The sequence below is a fragment of the Halomonas sp. HNIBRBA4712 genome, assembly GCF_043558675.1.
Lineage (GTDB): Bacteria > Pseudomonadota > Gammaproteobacteria > Pseudomonadales > Halomonadaceae > Vreelandella.
Genome location: NZ_JBIFXR010000006.1, coordinates 184,454 through 200,792 on the forward strand (window position 1 = coordinate 184,454; position 16,339 = coordinate 200,792).

At 63.4% G+C, this 16,339-nt stretch carries 14 protein-coding genes; 7 read left to right on the plus strand and 7 right to left on the minus strand.

Annotated features, from left to right (window positions below; all coding sequences use genetic code 11):
• Nucleotides 1–182 precede the first annotated feature (182 nt).
• On the plus strand, nucleotides 183–878 hold the full coding sequence (gene rpe, locus ACGK9R_RS13110) for a ribulose-phosphate 3-epimerase (protein ID WP_394581921.1): 696 nt from the start codon (nucleotides 183–185) through the stop codon (nucleotides 876–878).
• Nucleotides 879–900: 22 nt separating this feature from the next.
• Here rpe and ACGK9R_RS13115 read toward each other — a convergent pair whose 3' ends face one another.
• Nucleotides 901–2,199: an NAD(P)/FAD-dependent oxidoreductase gene (locus tag ACGK9R_RS13115; protein ID WP_394581923.1), complete on the minus strand. Its 1,299-nt coding sequence runs from the start codon at nucleotides 2,197–2,199 to the stop codon at nucleotides 901–903.
• Nucleotides 2,200–2,388: 189 nt separating this feature from the next.
• On the opposite strand from ACGK9R_RS13115, the gene ACGK9R_RS13120 reads away from it, so the two are divergent.
• A complete protein-coding gene (locus ACGK9R_RS13120) occupies nucleotides 2,389–3,057 on the plus strand; it encodes a phosphoglycolate phosphatase (RefSeq protein WP_394581925.1) in 669 nt (222 codons plus the stop codon).
• A 9-nt stretch (nucleotides 3,058–3,066) separates the two neighbouring features.
• Here ACGK9R_RS13120 and ACGK9R_RS13125 read toward each other — a convergent pair whose 3' ends face one another.
• Nucleotides 3,067–3,978, minus strand: coding sequence for a metal ABC transporter solute-binding protein, Zn/Mn family (locus ACGK9R_RS13125; RefSeq protein ID WP_394581926.1), 912 nt, complete (start codon nucleotides 3,976–3,978; stop codon nucleotides 3,067–3,069).
• 181 nt (nucleotides 3,979–4,159) lie between these two features.
• Between ACGK9R_RS13125 and ACGK9R_RS13130 the strand changes: the two genes are divergently transcribed.
• Genes ACGK9R_RS13130 through trpC form a run of 3 tightly spaced genes read left to right on the plus strand, consistent with a single transcriptional unit; the run spans nucleotide 4,160 to nucleotide 6,610 of the window.
• Nucleotides 4,160–4,732, plus strand: a complete 573-nt coding sequence (locus ACGK9R_RS13130; RefSeq protein WP_394582040.1) for an anthranilate synthase component II — start codon at nucleotides 4,160–4,162, stop codon at nucleotides 4,730–4,732.
• Nucleotides 4,733–4,781: 49 nt separating this feature from the next.
• A complete protein-coding gene (gene trpD / locus ACGK9R_RS13135; protein WP_394581928.1) occupies nucleotides 4,782–5,801 on the plus strand; it encodes an anthranilate phosphoribosyltransferase in 1,020 nt (339 codons plus the stop codon).
• A gap of 5 nt (nucleotides 5,802–5,806) precedes the next feature.
• The gene (gene trpC / locus ACGK9R_RS13140) at nucleotides 5,807–6,610 is read left to right on the plus strand and encodes an indole-3-glycerol phosphate synthase TrpC (protein ID WP_394581930.1); all 804 of its coding nucleotides are present in this window, start codon (nucleotides 5,807–5,809) and stop codon (nucleotides 6,608–6,610) included.
• A 254-nt stretch (nucleotides 6,611–6,864) separates the two neighbouring features.
• Here trpC and ACGK9R_RS13145 read toward each other — a convergent pair whose 3' ends face one another.
• The 3 genes from ACGK9R_RS13145 to ACGK9R_RS13155 form a co-directional block, all read right to left on the minus strand.
• Nucleotides 6,865–9,981, minus strand: coding sequence for an FAD-binding and (Fe-S)-binding domain-containing protein (locus ACGK9R_RS13145; RefSeq protein WP_394581932.1), 3,117 nt, complete (start codon nucleotides 9,979–9,981; stop codon nucleotides 6,865–6,867).
• A gap of 83 nt (nucleotides 9,982–10,064) precedes the next feature.
• On the minus strand, nucleotides 10,065–10,661 hold the full coding sequence (locus ACGK9R_RS13150) for a DUF4202 domain-containing protein (RefSeq protein ID WP_394581934.1): 597 nt from the start codon (nucleotides 10,659–10,661) through the stop codon (nucleotides 10,065–10,067).
• 88 nt (nucleotides 10,662–10,749) lie between these two features.
• Complete coding sequence (locus tag ACGK9R_RS13155; RefSeq protein ID WP_394581936.1) at nucleotides 10,750–12,021, minus strand: dicarboxylate/amino acid:cation symporter; 1,272 nt, start codon at nucleotides 12,019–12,021, stop codon at nucleotides 10,750–10,752.
• A gap of 209 nt (nucleotides 12,022–12,230) precedes the next feature.
• On the opposite strand from ACGK9R_RS13155, the gene serS reads away from it, so the two are divergent.
• Nucleotides 12,231–13,508, plus strand: a complete 1,278-nt coding sequence (gene serS / locus ACGK9R_RS13160; protein ID WP_394581940.1) for a serine--tRNA ligase — start codon at nucleotides 12,231–12,233, stop codon at nucleotides 13,506–13,508.
• Here the strand turns inward: serS and ACGK9R_RS13165 are convergent.
• Nucleotides 13,450–14,346, minus strand: a complete 897-nt coding sequence (locus ACGK9R_RS13165; RefSeq protein WP_394581941.1) for an SIMPL domain-containing protein — start codon at nucleotides 14,344–14,346, stop codon at nucleotides 13,450–13,452. The genes serS and ACGK9R_RS13165 overlap by 59 nt on opposite strands.
• A gap of 206 nt (nucleotides 14,347–14,552) precedes the next feature.
• On the opposite strand from ACGK9R_RS13165, the gene ACGK9R_RS13170 reads away from it, so the two are divergent.
• Complete coding sequence (locus ACGK9R_RS13170) at nucleotides 14,553–15,704, plus strand: AI-2E family transporter (RefSeq protein WP_394581943.1); 1,152 nt, start codon at nucleotides 14,553–14,555, stop codon at nucleotides 15,702–15,704.
• Between the two features lie 93 nt (nucleotides 15,705–15,797).
• On the opposite strand, the gene trxA is transcribed toward ACGK9R_RS13170, so the two are convergent.
• On the minus strand, nucleotides 15,798–16,121 hold the full coding sequence (gene trxA / locus ACGK9R_RS13175) for a thioredoxin (RefSeq protein WP_394581945.1): 324 nt from the start codon (nucleotides 16,119–16,121) through the stop codon (nucleotides 15,798–15,800).
• Nucleotides 16,122–16,339 lie beyond the last annotated feature (218 nt).

Genomic DNA, 16,339 nt, shown 5'->3' on the forward strand with positions numbered 1-16,339 from the left:
GTAGCCCTCCATTTAGGGAATTACAATCGTGTCTGATATTCAATTGAGGAATATGCTGGATTCAACCACGTGTCTGGAATACTGGTGTCTGGAATACCTGAGCTCAACCGCCCGCTCTGTTACCATACGCCGCTAGCAGCGTCCGCCTCGGGCGCAGAGCCCGCCTCGTTCTGGAGCGTTTCATGACCGCCGCGCAAGATTTCCTCATCGCCCCCTCGATTCTGTCCGCCAACTTCGCCCGCCTGGGAGAGGAGGTCGACAACGTCCTCGCCTCCGGCGCCGATATCGTTCACTTCGATGTGATGGACAACCACTACGTGCCGAACCTGACCATCGGCCCGATGGTCTGCAAGGCGCTCAGGAATCACGGCGTCACCGCGCCGATCGATGTGCATCTTATGGTCAAGCCGGTGGATCGCATGATCGGTGATTTCATCGAGGCCGGTGCCAGCTACATCACCTTCCATCCGGAAGCCTCGGAGCACATCGACCGCTCGCTGCAGCTGATCCGCGACGGCGGCTGTAAGGCGGGGCTGGTGTTCAACCCGGCCACGCCGCTTTCATATCTCGACTACGTGATGGACAGGATCGACATGGTGCTGTTGATGAGCGTCAACCCGGGCTTTGGCGGTCAGTCGTTCATCCCGGCCACGCTCGACAAGCTGAAAGAGGCGCGCGCGCGCATCGACGCCGCGCCGCACCCCATTCGCCTGGAGGTCGACGGCGGCGTCAAGGCGGACAATATCAAGGCGATCAAGGACGCCGGCGCTGACACCTTCGTGGCCGGCTCGGCGATCTTCAACGCGCACAGCCAACGCGACCCCAACGGCTACGACAGCGTGATCGGTTCGCTGCGTGAGGCGCTGGCGGGTCGCTGATCGCTTTTACGGCGTGAGGTGATCAGTGCAGCTTCATGCGCGGTTTCAGGTAGCGGTTGAGCTTGTCTACTACCCAAGTGAGCCCGGTCTTGGGCACACCGTGAATGGAGACCTGGTGCATGCGGTAGAGCGAGGCGTAAGCGTTGCGCGCCATCCAGCCTTCCAGAAACAGCCCGCGCGAGGCGCCGCCGCGCATCAGGTTACCCACCGCGTCGTAGCGGGCGAGCGACACGAGCGAACCGTTGTCCTTGTATTTGAAAGGCTTGAGTTCCTTGCCCTCGAGCGCCCGGCCCAGGTTGTCGGCCAGCACGCCGGCCTGCTGGCGCACCGCTTGGGCCCGGGGCGGCACCGTCGAATTCTCGCCTTGCGGGCAGCTGGCGCAGTCGCCCATGGCGAAGATGCTCGGGTCGTCGACACTCTGCATGGTCTGCTCGAGGCACACCTGGTTTTTCTTGTTGACCGTCAGCCCCAGCTCGGCGAGGAAATCCGGCGCCTTGATCCCCGCGGCCCAGACGTTCAGATCGGTTTCGATCACCTCGTCGTCGCCGGTGACCAGCGCATCCTCCCTGGCCTCCTTGATCGCGGTATTGACGTGAACGTTGACTCCCAGGCTTTCGAGCTCCTTGTGAACGGTCTGGCTGATGCGCTCGGAGAGTGCGGGCAGAATGCGTGGCGCGGCTTCGATCAGATGCACGCTGACCTGGTTGTCATCGACGTTGGTCACGCCGTAGGCGTTGAGCAGGCGAGTGACGTCGAGAAGCTCGGCGGCGAGCTCGACCCCGGTGGCGCCGCCGCCCACGATGCCCACGCTCAGCGTTGTGTGGGTTCGAAGCGCCGGGTCGGTGTAGCGTAGAAAGGTATTGATCATGTCGCGCTGGAACATCTTCGCCTGGCCCGGCGAGTCGATGAAGTGGCAGTGCTCGGCCACACCCGGGGTGCCAAAGTCGTTGGAAACGCTGCCGAGCGACAGTACCAGGTAGTCGTAGGTGAGCGTGCGCTCGGGCAGTACCTGGCGGCCGTCCTCGTCGAGGATCGGCGCCAGATTAAGCGTCTTGCTTTCGCGGTCGAGCCCGCATAGTGAGCCGCGCTGATAGCGGTAGCCGTGGGCGCTTGAGTGGCCGCGAAAGTCGACTTCGTCCATGGTGGAGTTGAGGACACCGGTGGCAAGCTCGTGTAAAAGCGGCTTCCAGACGTGAGTGGCGTTTCGGTCCAGTAACACGATTTCAGCGCGCTTTTTCTTGCCAAGCGTGCGTCCCAGGCGCGTGGCCAGCGCCAGGCCCCCCGCGCCGCCGCCGACGATGACAATCCTTGGTACAGTCACTGGCTTCTCCTTGGCAAATTTCGCTTGTGTATAAAATTCGCTTCAGCATAGAGGGTAACGGGGGATATGACGAATGCCCCCAGCGCTATTGTCGGCCTGGTTCGTTACCGTAACCTTAAGCCACAGGTGCATTTTACCAGGCGCGATGACGTTTCTGAGCTTCAACACTCCCAAAAAGGAAGACAAGCGATGCATGACGTATTAACCGGTAAGCGGCTGATCGCTTTCGATCTCGACGGCACGCTGATCGACTCCGTGCCGGATCTCGCCGTGGCGGTCGCCAACGCGCTCGAGGAGGTTGGCGTGCGCTCACCCAGTGAGGTGTTGGTGCGCGACTGGGTCGGCAACGGCGCGCGGGTGCTGGTCGAGCGCGCGCTGGGCTGGGCGCTCGATGCACCGCCTGATGAGGCGCTTCTGGAGCGCGCCTTCGAGGCCTTTCTACACCACTACGGCCAGGCGCCGTTCGATCGAACCCGGCTCTTCGAGGGCGCGGCCGACACTTTGGCGGCGCTGGAAGCGGCGGGGTTCACGCTTGTGCTGATCACCAACAAGCCCGAGCGCTTCATCGCGCCGATTCTCGAGCACTTCGACCTGTATCGGCACTTCGCGCTGTGTCTGGGCGGCGATACGCTGGCCGAGAAAAAACCAAGCCCGGCGCCGCTTCTGCACGCCGCTGGCGCCTTCGATCTTGCGCCTTCGCGCTGCGTGATGGTGGGAGACTCGCGCCATGACATCGAGGCGGGGCGGGCGGCGGGGTTTGCCACCGTGGCGCTGCCTTACGGCTACAACCACGGCGAGCCGATCGAAGCGAGCCGCCCGGACGTGTGCCTGGAAAGGCTCAGCGCGCTCATCGAGTAGCGCGCCGGGTCAGGGTCTGGCGCCGCCGAGCGCTCGATGAATGAGTTCGGCGTTGTAGTTGAGCATGCCCGGATAGTTGTAGGCGGGTTTGTCCGAATCGCTCAGGGTATCGACGTAGAGCGGCCCGGCCAGGGCGATGTTGCTCTCGCGTGAGAGCGCGTCCATGTGAATCCAGGGCGTGGTGCTTTCATAAAAAAGCGCCGGCGGGCGGGTTTCGGTCAGCCGTTCGCTCATGATGGCCATATCGAAGGCGCTGCCCAGACGCTCACTGTTGTTGCCCCAGATGGCGGCGTCGTCGAAATCGAAAGCCCGGGCGAAATAGGCCATACCGGCTTCGCTGGTGTAGAGCACGCGGTTGATGCGCGGAACCCCTTGAAGGCGCTCCTGCAAGCGCGCGCTCAAAAGCGCCAGCGACTCGCGGCTCTTATCGGCGCGGGCCTCGAACAGCGCCCGCTTTTCCGGGTAGTGCTCTGATAGCGTGCGCGCGATGACATCGACGTAGGCGCTGGCGCCGGCCGGGTCCATCCACAGGTGCGGATTGACGTTGCCTTCAAAAAGCCCAGCGGTGAGTGGCAGCGTATCGAAGTCGGCGCGCTCGGCCACGGCCTTCAAGCGCAGCTCGTGGTCGGCCATCGCCTCGACGTGCCGAAGCCAGGGCTCGAGCCCGTAGCCGTTGTAGAACACGATATCCGCCTCTTCGATCGCCAGCACATTGGGTGGCGTCAGCTCCCAGCGGTGAACGTCCTGGCCGCGTGGCACGATGGTCACCACGCTGACGTCATCACCGGCGATACGGCGCACAAGATCCCCCAGTACCGAAAACGAGGCGATCACCTTGTACGAAGGCGCGGCCTGTACGGGCAGCGCCAGCGTGAGTAAACCGACCAGCAAAAGGCTCCAGAGGGTGACTCGCTGCTTCATTGCTGGGTACCTCGTTAAAACGCCGAATTAAGGAGTACGCGCAGGGCTTGCCCGTTTTGCGGCGGTCTCGACCGCCGCGCCACTGCAACGCGCCGCCGGGTTAGGGTATCATCGTTTTTAGCCGTTTGATCAGTGGGATGGGGTAAGCGTGACAATTGCGCAGCAGAAACCGCGCGTGCTGATGATCGATAACTACGACAGCTTCACGTTCAACCTGGTGCAGTACCTTCTCGAGCTGGGCGCCGAGGTGATGACCTATCGCCACGATGCCATCAGCCTCGAGCGTATGCGCGCGCTCGCGCCGACGCATCTAATGATTTCGCCAGGGCCGTGCACCCCCAACGAGGCGGGGATTTCACTGGCCGCTATCGAGCACTTCGCTGGTGAGTTGCCTGTGCTCGGCGTGTGCCTTGGCCACCAGGCGATCGGCCAGGCCTTCGGCGCGCGGGTGGTGCGCGCGCCGAAGGTGATGCACGGCAAGACGTCACGTATCGAGCACGCGGGGTTGGGCGCGTTTCAGGCGCTCGAGGCGCCGCTCGAGGTGACCCGCTACCACTCGCTGGTGCTCGAGCGCGAGACGCTGCCCGAATGCTTCGAGGTCACCGCCTGGACGTCGGAGAGCGACGAGACGCCGGGGCTGATCATGGGCATTCGCCACCGAAGCCTTGATCTCGAGGGCGTGCAGTTTCATCCTGAATCGATTCTGACCCGCCATGGCCACGCGCTGTTGGCCAATTTTTTACAGGGCGGCTGACCGAGCGCGGCTGACCGCTGACTTTTCACGTATAGAGGCTTTTGGGTTCATGCAAATGCGAGACGCCATCAACGCGGTCATGCGCCGCGACGATCTATCCTTCGACACCATGCGCGCCCTGATGCACCAGATCATGACCGGCGAAGCCTCCGACGCCCAGATCGGCGGTTTACTGGTCGGGCTCTCGATGAAAGGCGAAAGCGCCGTCGAGATCAGCGCCGCCGCTCAGGCGATGCGCGATCTGATGCGCCCGGTCACCCTCCACGCCGAGAACGTGGTGGATATCGTCGGTACCGGTGGCGACGGCGCGAACCTGTTCAACGTCTCCACTGCCTCGAGCTTCGTCGCCGCCGCCGCTGGCGCTCACGTGGCCAAGCACGGTAACCGCAGCGTATCGTCGTCGTCGGGCAGCGCCGATCTTTTCGATATTGCCGGGATTTATCTCGACCTCACCCCGGAGCAGGTAGCGCGCTGCATCGAGCAGGTCGGCGTCGGCTTCATGTTCGCCCCCAACCACCACCCGGCGATGCGCTACGCCATCGGCCCGCGCCGCGAAATGGGCGTACGTACGCTGTTCAACATTCTGGGGCCTCTGACCAACCCGGCCAGCGCCCCGAACCAGGTGCTGGGCGTCTACGCGCCAGAGCTGGTGCCGTTGATGGCCGAGGCGCTCAGAAAGCTCGGCAGCCGCCACGCCATGGTGGTCCACTCCGAAGACGGGCTGGATGAGATATCCCTGGCCGCGCCGACGAAGGTCGCCGAGCTCAAGGAGGGCGAGATCACCGAGTACACCGTGACCCCGGAAGCGCTCGGCATCGAGCGCCAGAGCCTCTCCGCCTTGAAGGCGGCGACCGCCGAGGAGAGCCTGCGGCTGGTCAAGGCCGCGCTCGTCGGCGACGGCCCGGAGGCGGATATCGTCGCGCTCAACGCCGGCGCTGCGCTTTACTGCTCCGGCGTGGCGGACACGCTCGAGGAGGGCGTTGCCGTCGCCCAGGACGCTCAGGCGTCCAAACTTCCGCTCGAAAAGCTCCGTGAGCTTTCGCACTTCACCAGCGTGTTCAAGGGATAACCGCCATGCCAAGCCAAGCCACTCCGACCATCCTGACCCGCATTCTGGCGCGCAAGGAGGAGGAGGTCGCCACGCGCGAAAAGGCGGTGCCCGAGCGCGACCTGCTCGCCCTTGCCGAGCAGCAGAGCGCGCCGCGCGGCTTCATCGCAGCGCTCGACCGGCGCATCGCCGCTGGCGACCCGGCGGTCATCGCCGAGGTCAAGAAGGCCTCGCCCTCGCGCGGGGTGATCCGGGAGGCCTTCGACCCGGCGGCCATCGCCCAAAGCTACGAAGCCGGCGGCGCGGCGTGCCTGTCGGTACTTACCGATGCCGACTTCTTCCAGGGCCACGAGGACGACCTGATCGCGGCGAGAAACGCCTGCCAGCTTCCGGTGATTCGCAAGGATTTTATCACCCACCCCTACCAGGTGATTGAAGCCCGCGCGATCGGTGCGGACTGTATCCTTCTGATCGTGGCGGCGCTGGATGACGCCACGCTCAAGGCGCTTCACGCCAGGGCAACGGAGCTCGGCATGGACGTGCTGGTGGAAGTACACGACGCCGCCGAGCTCGACCGGGCGCTGGCGCTGGATCTCAAGCTGGTGGGCATCAACAACCGCAACCTGCACACCTTCGAGACCGATCTTGAAACGACGCTTTCGCTCTTGCCGCGCATCCCGCAGGGCGTCACGGTGATCACCGAGTCCGGCATTCTGACCCGCGAGAACGTTGCCCGCATGCGCGACAACCGCATCAACGGTTTTCTGGTGGGCGAGGCGTTCATGCGCCAGCCCGAGCCGGGAAGGGCGCTCTCCGAGCTCTTCTTCTAACGCGGACGCGTTCGTGCAAGAAAATGATAGGGCCCCGGGCGTAATGCAGTTCAGTTAAGACATATTCGTACCAAGAGAGTCCACAAATCTCATGTGGGAGGCCGCTTCAGCGGGCGAATGGCGCCGTCAGGTGCCTTGGCTTGGCCACCCGTCGCGAGCTGAAGCTCCCTCCCACAACCCCCAACAAGCCTAACTGAACGGCATTAGGGCCCCGGGCGTACATCGCCCGGGGCCTTGTCATTTTAAGAGCGCCATCAGGCCGGTGGCGCGCTCTTGAGCCGGTCGAGCAGCGCCTGCAGCGGGTGGGCGAGCGTCTCGCGCGAGTAGCGCTTGACCTGGCTTCGACACGAATAGCCGGTGGCCAGCAGCCGTGCGCTGTTCTCGGGTGCTTCGACTTCGGGCTGCCAGGACTGGGCGTAGATCGCTTTCGAAGTGGCGACGTTGCGGGTTTCGTGACCGTACGTGCCGGACATGCCGCAGCAGCCGGTGGCGACTAATTCGAGCTCGAGACCCAGGGCGGCGAACACCTGCTGCCAGGCTTTGGGGCTGCCCGGTGCGTTGGTCTGCTCGGTGCAGTGTGAGAGCAGCCGGTAACCCGGATCCGTCAGCCGGCCCTTGAACGGCGAAAGCGCGTGGGACTGGGTGGCGAGCCACTCCTGCAGCATCAGCACCTGGGGCACCGCGTCCGGGCCGAGCGCCTTTACGTACTCCTGGCGGTAGGTCAGCGTCATCGCCGGGTCGATGCCGACCATCGCGATACCGAACTCCGTCAGCGCGCGCAGGCGGCTGGCCTGCTTCTCGGCGGTACGCTCGAAGGCGCCGAGAAACCCCTGCACCTGCAGCGGCTTGCCGTTGGCGGCATAGGGCAGCACGAACACCCGGTACTCGAGCCGGGTCAGTAGCTCGACCACATCGAGCACCAGGTCCGCCTCCATGTGGGTGGTGAAGGCGTCCTGCACCAGAATCACGCTTTTTGCCCGCTGGCGCTCGGTCAAAAGGGCCAGCGCGGTGGGCGTGGCCTCGGCCACGCCCCAGGCGCGCAGCTGCTTTTTCACGCTCGCCCTTGAAAGCGTCGGCGAATCGCTCATGCCGATGCCACGGCGCATCAGGCGCTCCATCCAGCGCTTTTCGATCACCGCGTTGTAAAGCGGCGCTGCTTTGGCAAGCCAGGGCAGGGTCCACTCGGTGGCGCCGATCACGTAGTCGCGCAGCGGGCGCAGGTAGCGCCCGTGGTAGACCTCGAGAAACTGCGAACGAAACTGCGGCACGTTGACCTTCACCGGGCACTGCCCGGCGCAGGACTTGCACGACAGGCACCCGGCCATGGCGTCATACACCTGGTGTGAAAAGTCGTGGTGCTGCTCGCGGCTGAGCGAGTTCATGATGCGCTTGGGCAGGCTCTTGACGAAGCCAAAGCCCGTTTCGGCCTTTTTCTTGCGCGACTCCTCGACCACGTCGATGCCGGCGTGGGACTGCAGGCGCAGCCACTCGCGAATCAAACTCGCCCGGCCCTTGGGCGAGTGAACGCGATCGCGGGTCGCCTTCCAGGAGGGGCACATGGGGTCGTCGACGTCGTAGTTGTAGCAGGCGCCGTTGCCGTTGCAGTAGACCGCGGCCTCAAACGCCTGCCAGGCGCGCTCGTCGATGGTACGATCGAGCGCGCCGCGAAACGTTACGCCGTCAATGCTTAAAAGATCCGGGTCGCGGTCGACGGCGATCAGCTGATCCGCTCGTTTGGTGTCGCTCAAGGGCGTGGCGATCTTGCCGGGGTTGAGCTGGTTGTGCGGATCGAAAGCCGCCTTGACCCGTTGCAGGCTCGGGTAGAGCTCGCCGAAGAATTTGGGCGAGTACTCCGAGCGGATGCCCTTACCGTGCTCGCCCCAGAACAGGCCGCCGTACTTTTGCGTGAGCGCAGCGACCTCGTCGGAGAGCTCGCGCACCAGCGCCTGCTGGGCCGGGTCTTTCATGTCCAGCGCCGGGCGCACGTGCAAAACGCCGGCATCGACGTGGCCGAACATGCCGTAATCGAGCCCGCGGGCGTCGAGCGCGGCGCGAAACTCGGCGATGTAGTCCGCCAGGTGCTCCGGCGGCACCGCGGTATCCTCCACGAAGGGCAGCGGGCGCTTTTCGCCCTGTACGTTGCCCAGAAGGCCCACCGAGCGCTTGCGCATACCGTAGACCGACGTAATCTGCGCGCGGCCGCGCGCCTCGGTATAGCCCAGTCGCGTGACGGTCTTGTCGCGGCCGAGGTGCTCGGTGAACGCCGCCACGCGGCTGGCCAGTGCGTCCTCGTCGTCGTCGCTGAACTCGACCAGGTTGATGCCACCGGTGGGCGTATCGCTTTCCGGAAAGAAGGTGGCCACGCCGTCCCAGACGAAATCCTCCATGGCGAGCTTCAATACCGTGTCGTCGATGGTTTCGATGGAGGTCGGCTGGGCGCTGGCCATCAGCGCCTTGGCGTCGCGCAGCGCCTCCATGAAGCCCGGGTAGCGCACGTTCACCAGTGTGGAGTACTTGGGGATCGGCAGCACGTTGAGCACTGCCTCGCTGACCAGACCAAGAGAGCCTTCGGCACCGCAGAGCAGGCTGTTGAGGTTCAGTCTTCCTTGCTCATCGCGTAAATGGGCGAGGTCATAACCGGTCAGGCAGCGGTTGAGCGGCGGGAAGGTCGCTTCGATCAGGTCGCGCTGCTCGTCGATGATCGCGGTGGCTTCGCGGTGGACGCGGCCCAGTACGCCGGGTTCTTCGCGCGCAAGGGCTTCTTCATCGACGCCGAGCGGGCGGCTATGCAGGTGGGCGCCGCCGATCAGCACGGTATCGAGCTCGAGCACGTGATCGCGGGTCTTGCCGTAAACGCAGCTGCCCTGGCCACTGGCATCGGTGGCGATCATGCCGCCGATCGTGGCACGATTCGAGGTCGAAAGCTCGGGCGCGAAGAAAAGCCCGTGGGGCTTGAGCGCGGCGTTGAGCTGATCCTTCACCACGCCGGCCTGAACGCGCACCCGCCGGTTTTCGACGTCGATCTCGAGAATCCGGTTCATGTGGCGCGAGACGTCGACCACCAGCCCGTCGGTCAGCGACTGACCGTTGGTGCCGGTGCCACCGCCGCGCGGGGCCAGCACCACGTCGCGGTGGGGCATCTCGGCGGCAAGCCGCGCCAGGCGTTCGAGATCCTCGGCGTGGCGGGGGAATACCGCGGCCTGAGGCAGGCGCTGGTAGATCGAGTTGTCGGTGGCGAGCACCGTTCGGCTGGCGTAGTCCGGGGCGATCTCACCTTCGAAGCCGCGCGCCCTGAGCGCCTCGAGAAAGCGGACGTAGCGCCCGGCAAGGCCGGAAAGCGCAATTCTGCGCGTATCAAGCGAAGCTATCATGGTCGGTCGAGCCATCACTGCAAAGCAATTGAAAGGCGCTCTACTTTACCCGAGCGGCGGCCCGACTGCATCTTCCAGCGGGCTCAGGACTGACCGGCGGCCAGCGCCTCCTCGACGATGGCGGCGCTTGCCGGCGACATGGGAATCGACAGCGCCAGCGTCTGCGCCTGCGCCGACATCTTGCGCCAGGTTTTCTGCACGATGCGCACCAGATGATCGTGCTCGACCTTACGCGAAAAGTCGGCGAAGTAGTTTTCCAGAAACACCAGGCACGCGCAGTCCTCCAGCGTCTGCACCTCGGGGTCGCGCCCAAGCCCCTTCTTGGCGATCATGTCGGAGACCCGCTCGGCGCTTGCGTCATCGAAGCCCGCCTCGCGCATCAGCGACGCCACGGTGCCCCCGGCGCGCAGCCCCTGATCGCGCCGCCAGGTCAAATAGCCCACCCGCCCCTCCGGGTAGTCGCCCCGCGGCACTTTCCAACGCTGCAGGTGCTGGGCGCGCACCGCCAGCTGCAAAAGCGCGCTCGGCGCGCGCTCGAGTTTCAAAAGCCACGCGCTCATGCGCTCGGCGTAGGCGAGCTCCTGGGGCAGGGCGGTGCCATCGGCCTGACGCGCCGAGCGTGGATCCTGGGCGTGCAGGGCGTCGATGGCACTTAGCGTGCGGTTAGAGGCATCGGGCATGGTGGCGGATCTCGGTAGCGGATGAACGGTATTCATCAGAGTGCCCAGAGATGAGGCGAATCACAACCTTGCCGCCTGGTTTGCACCGCTAGGCCCGGACAGTCTTGGCGCGGTTCGCGCCGTCGTAGATGGTCTCATCGAGCTCGCCCTCGCTCTTGCCGACCAGGGTGGTCACCATCAGGTCTCCCGCCACGTTGACGCTGGTGCGCGCCATGTCCAAGAGGCGATCGATACCCGCGACCACGGCGATTGCTTCAAGCGGCAGGCCGATCTGCGCCATCACGATCGACAGCATGATCAGCCCGGCCCCGGGAACGCCCGCGGTGCCGATCGACGCCAGAGTGCCGGTGGCGATGATCATGGCGTACTCCGTCATGCCGAGTTCGACCCCGGTCATCTGGGCGATGAACAGCACCACCACGCCCTGGTAAAGGGCCGTGCCGTCCATGTTGATGGTCGCACCCACCGGCAGCACGAAGCCGGAAACCCCTTCGGAAATACCCAGATTCTTCTGAGCACAGCGAATGGAAACCGGCAAAGTGCCTGCTGAGGAGGCCGAGGAGAACGCCACTACGATGGCATCCAGACTACCCTGCAGGTAGCGCATCGGGTTCAGTCGGCCCAGCAGCGAAATGAAACCTGAATAGATCACCAGCACGTGAACGAGGCAAGCCAGGTAAACCACACCGATGAGCTTGGCCAATGGCAGCAGTATCTCCAACCCATATTGCCCTGACACGTGGGCAATCAACCCGAACACACCGAACGGTGCAAACGCCATCACGATCGCGGTGAGCTTGTACATCGCTTCGGCGAAGCTGTCGAACACTCGCATCACGGGCTCGCCCTTGTCACCGATCAGGGTCAGCGAAATGCCCAGACCGATGGCGAAAACGATGATCTGCATGATGTTGCCATTGGCCAAAGCATCGAGCGGATTGCGCGGCACCAGATCCACGAGGATGGAGACCAGCGACGGCGCCTCGTTGGGCGCCACCTCGCCATCGAAGCTGAGCTCTACGCCCACGCCCGGCTGCAGCAGCGTGGAGAGCACCAGCCCTATCGTAATGGCAAAGGCCGTACTGAACAGGTAGAGCGTGATGGTGCGAACCCCGATACGCCCCATTTTCTGTGGGTCGCGCATGGACGTGATGCCCACGATCAGCGTCGAGAATACCAGCGGCACGATGAGCATCATGATGGCGTTGATGAAGATATCGCCCAACGGCTTGAAAATGCTGGCAGTCTCGCCCAGCAAGGCGCCCGCCAGGATGCCCAGCGCCAGACCGGAAAGAATCTTTTTCCATAAAGCAATGCGCCGCCATCCGGCGAGCGCTCCTTGAGTGACCTTCTTCTGCACGGTGTGTCGCTCCTCTCGTGAAATCTGAAACGCGCCCTGGGGGCTCGGACCGGCGGCTACTTTACCACTTTTCAGGCAAGCCCCGTTCGGGCAGGTGGTTTCAAGGGATCCAGAGCTAGCGTCATAGCCCCTCGCCGCGCTTTTGCCTACAATAGAGCGCTTTCCACGGTTCCAAGCCGTCACGATAGAAATCAGTCAAGGGAGTCCTCATGCTCGATCCGAAACTGCTGCGCACCGATCTGGACGCGGTGGCGCAAACGCTGGCCCGGCGGGGCTTTGTGCTGGACACGCAGGCGCTGCAGGCGCTCGAGTCACGCCGCCGCGAGCTGCAGAGCCAGACCGAGCAGCTGCAAAGCGAGCGCAATACGCGCTCGAAAGCGATCGGCAAGGCCAAGGCCCAGGGCGAGGATATAACGCCGCTGCTGGCCGAGGTCGACGACCTGGGCGAGCGGCTCAACGCCGCCAAGCAAACGCTTGCGACGGTGCAGGCCGAGTGGGACGACGCGGTCAGCGGCATTCCCAACCTACCCCACGAGAGCGTGCCGGAGGGTAAAAGTGAAGACGACAATGTCGAACTGCACCGATGGGGCACGCCGCGGGAGTTCGACTTCGATGTGCTCGATCACGTCGATCTGGGCAAGAAGTCCGGTTATCTCGATTTCGAGCTCGCCTCCAAAATCACCGGCGCGCGTTTTGCGGTGATGCGCGGGCCGATTGCGCGGCTTCACCGGGCGCTGGCGCAGTTCATGCTCGATACCCAGACCGAGCAGCACGGCTACGAAGAGTGCTACGTGCCCTACATGGTCAACCGGGAGTCGCTGATGGGCACCGGGCAGCTGCCGAAGTTCGGCGAGGATCTGTTCAAACTCGACGACGAGCGCGAGTACCACCTGATCCCCACTTCGGAAGTGCCGCTGACCAACTTCGTGCGCGATGAAATCGTCGAGCACGACGCGCTTCCCATGAAGCTGACCGCGCACACGCCGTGCTTTCGTAGCGAGGCGGGCTCTCACGGGCGCGATACCCGCGGCATGATTCGCCAGCACCAGTTCGACAAGGTCGAGATGGTGCAGATCGTCGAGCCGGAGAAGAGTTACGAGGCGCTCGAAGAGATGCGCGGCCACGCCGAGGCGCTTCTTCAGGCGCTGGAGCTGCCGTATCGCGTGGTGACGCTATGCACCGGCGACATGGGCTTTGGCGCGGCGAAGACCTATGACCTTGAAGTGTGGCTGCCAAGCCAGGCAACCTACCGGGAAATTTCGTCGGTCTCCAACTGCGAAGAGTTTCAGGCTCGGCGCATGCAGGCGCGCTACCGCAAGCCGGAGATGAAAAAGCCCCAGCTGCTGCATACCCTGAACGGCTCGGGGCTGGCAGTGGGGCGTTGTCTTCTAGCGGTGCTCGAAAATCATCAGCAGGCGGATGGGTCGATCACTGTTCCCGCGCCGCTGCGTTCGTATCTGGGCGGTCTTGAGCGTCTCGCGCTCTAGCGTCTTGCTGCTCACTGCCGCGCTCGCCGTCATTTTGACCGTCCAGCGCCCACTCGACGTTCACCCCGGCATCGATGCGAATGATGCCGGGACGGTACTCGGCACTGGCTTCATCGCTGGAAGCGGAGCCGCTTTCGGCGGCGCGCATGGCCATCATGCGCGGTTGGAAGACCGGCGCCTGGGTTTCGGCGATATGCTGTACCTCGCCAAGCTCGGTGCCGAGCGTCTGGGCCATCAGCTCGGCCTTACGCTGCGCTTTCTCCAGCGCCATTACGAGCGCTTCGTCGGCGGCCGCTTCGCGGTCCTGTAGGTCGAACTGGACGCCGTCGAGGGCGTTGACCCCGGCCTCGACCAGCGCGTCGAGCACGTCGTTGAGCCGGTCGATGTCGGTCAGCTCCACGTTGAAGGGGCGCTCGACCCGCGTGCGCACCATCATCTCCTGCTCACCGCCCTGGCCTTGCGGCTGGTTCATCTGCTCCTGATAGACGTTGAGCGAGCCGGCGCTGATCGCGCGCTCGTCGACGCCGGCCGCTTCCATCGCCTCGATCAGCTGGCGCGAACGCTCCTCAAGGCGCTGACGCGCCTCGCGAAGCGCGCCCTGTTCGCTATCATCGAGTGACGATACCGCCGGGGTATTCTCCCAGAGCCGCGCGGAGAGACTCGCCTTGTCCGGCTCGACCTCAACGAAGGATTGCGCCTGCACGCTGAGCCCTGGCGCCGGGGTGGGCATCGGCGAGGCCGCCTGGGCGGTGCCGGCGCAGAGCAGGGCGGCCAGCGCCGTGGCGGCGGCGTGGGTGCGCAGCTTCATCATCGAACGAGCGTAAGGGTTTAGATTCATTGAACGATTCCTTGTTTTGACGCTGAGCAGAAAGGGCCTTTGAGGTGCTGTTCGAAGGCCGCGAGACGAACACGATTTTGAAGACCGTTTCAACAATAAGTTCACTTATCAAGAGTAGTCGTAAAACAGTTGCTTATTGTTTGCATCGTTTGTGAATTACGCTGCAAACGACCATTATGTAGTGATGATTTACCAAGGATCGAATCATGCAGAAGTTGTCGGATAAGGATTATCGCAGTATTCCCATGAACGCGACGCTCGCGATCGCCGCGCTGGTGATCATCGTCACGGGCATGAAGCTTGGTTCGGATTTACTGGTGCCGCTTTTGCTGGCGGTGTTCATCGCCGTGGTATGCACGTCGCCGGTGCAGTGGCTGCATCGCCACGGGGTTGGCATGCGCATGGCGGCGTTCATCACGATTCTCGTGCTGGTGGTGTTTTTCCTGCTGCTCGGGGTACTGGTGGTCAACAGCTTCAGTACCTTCATCGACGCGCTGCCGGATATCGAAGCGCGGCTTTACGAGCACTACTGGAGCCTGCTCAATAGCCTTGCGGCCCAGGGCTTCGCCATCGACCCGGATCAGCTTTCGAGCGCTTTCGACATGGAAGATGACGGCTCATGGGTGGCGATGCTGCTCAGCGAAATCGGGGCGATCGTGATGCAGGGCAGTATCGTATCGCTGCTGGTCGTGTTCATGCTGTTCGAAACGCTCAACTTTCGCGCCAAGGTGTCTCGCGCGCTGGAAAATCCGGCGCCGAGTCTCAAGCGCTTTGGCGAGTTCAGCCTGACGCTCAAACGCTACTTGGCGGTGAAAACCGTGATCAGTTTGGCGACCGGTGTACTTGTGTGGCTGGCGTGTTTGATGGTCGGCGTGGAGTTCCCGCTGTTGTGGGGGGTGCTGGCGTTTGCGCTCAACTTCATACCCAACATCGGCTCGGCGCTGGCGGCGGTACCTCCGGTTTTGCTTCTATTGGTCGCTCAGGATGGCGGGGTGCTTCAGGCGCTATTGCTGGCTTCTGCGTACCTGGTGATCAACTTCGTCATGGGGAATTTGATCGAGCCGAGGGTCATGGGCCAGGCGCTGGGGCTTTCGACCTTTGTGGCGTTTTTATCGCTGGTGGTATGGGGCTGGATATTCGGCGCGGCGGGCATGCTGCTCTCGGTAGTGCTGACCATGACGCTCAAGATCGCTCTCGATAGCCACCCGCAGACGCGTTGGATCGCTCATCTGCTGGGGCCGGGCAGGCGCCAGCTAAGGCGAAGCGCCAATCACGGCGGCAACCCGAGAATGCCGCCCTGGCGGCGAAAGAAGCCCGAGGCAGAGCCGCTGATCAAGAAGCCGGAACAGCCCGAGTAGAGCCAATACTCGGGCGTCTGATAATAGAACGGGGCGACCGCTTGCGCGGCCGCCCCGTTGTTGATTTGCCCATCGGGAACTGCGAGAAACGCTTCAGGCGTTCTGGTCGATGAACTGCGTCAGCTGGGACTTGGACTGGGCGCCTACCAGCGAGGCGACCTTGGTACCGGATTTGAAAAGCATCACGGTGGGCACACCGCGCACGCCCTGCTCGGCGGCGATTTCCGGCGCGTCGTCGACGTTGACGCTGACCACCTTGAGCCCGTCACCGCGCTCGGCGGCCACTTCGTCGACCACCGGGGCCATGACCTTGCACGGACCGCACCAGGGTGCCCAGAATTTCAGCAGTACGGGCTGCTCGGCGTTGAGAACTTCCTGCTCGAAATTGGCGTTGGTGACATCCACATTGCTAGCCATTTACATCTCCTGATTACGTTGCTCTTGCGAATTCGTTGCCTTTGACTGAGCAACGGCTATTACGCGATATAATAGCGCATTTTCATCGCGCCAGGTGGCCCGATGTTAGCGCTCGCGGCGTGAGCTGGCAAATTCGTCCAGGTACTTGTGCACGGCGTGAGCGAAATAATAGGGTGCCTCACCTCCCGCTTTCTTATACTATATGGGTATTATAGATG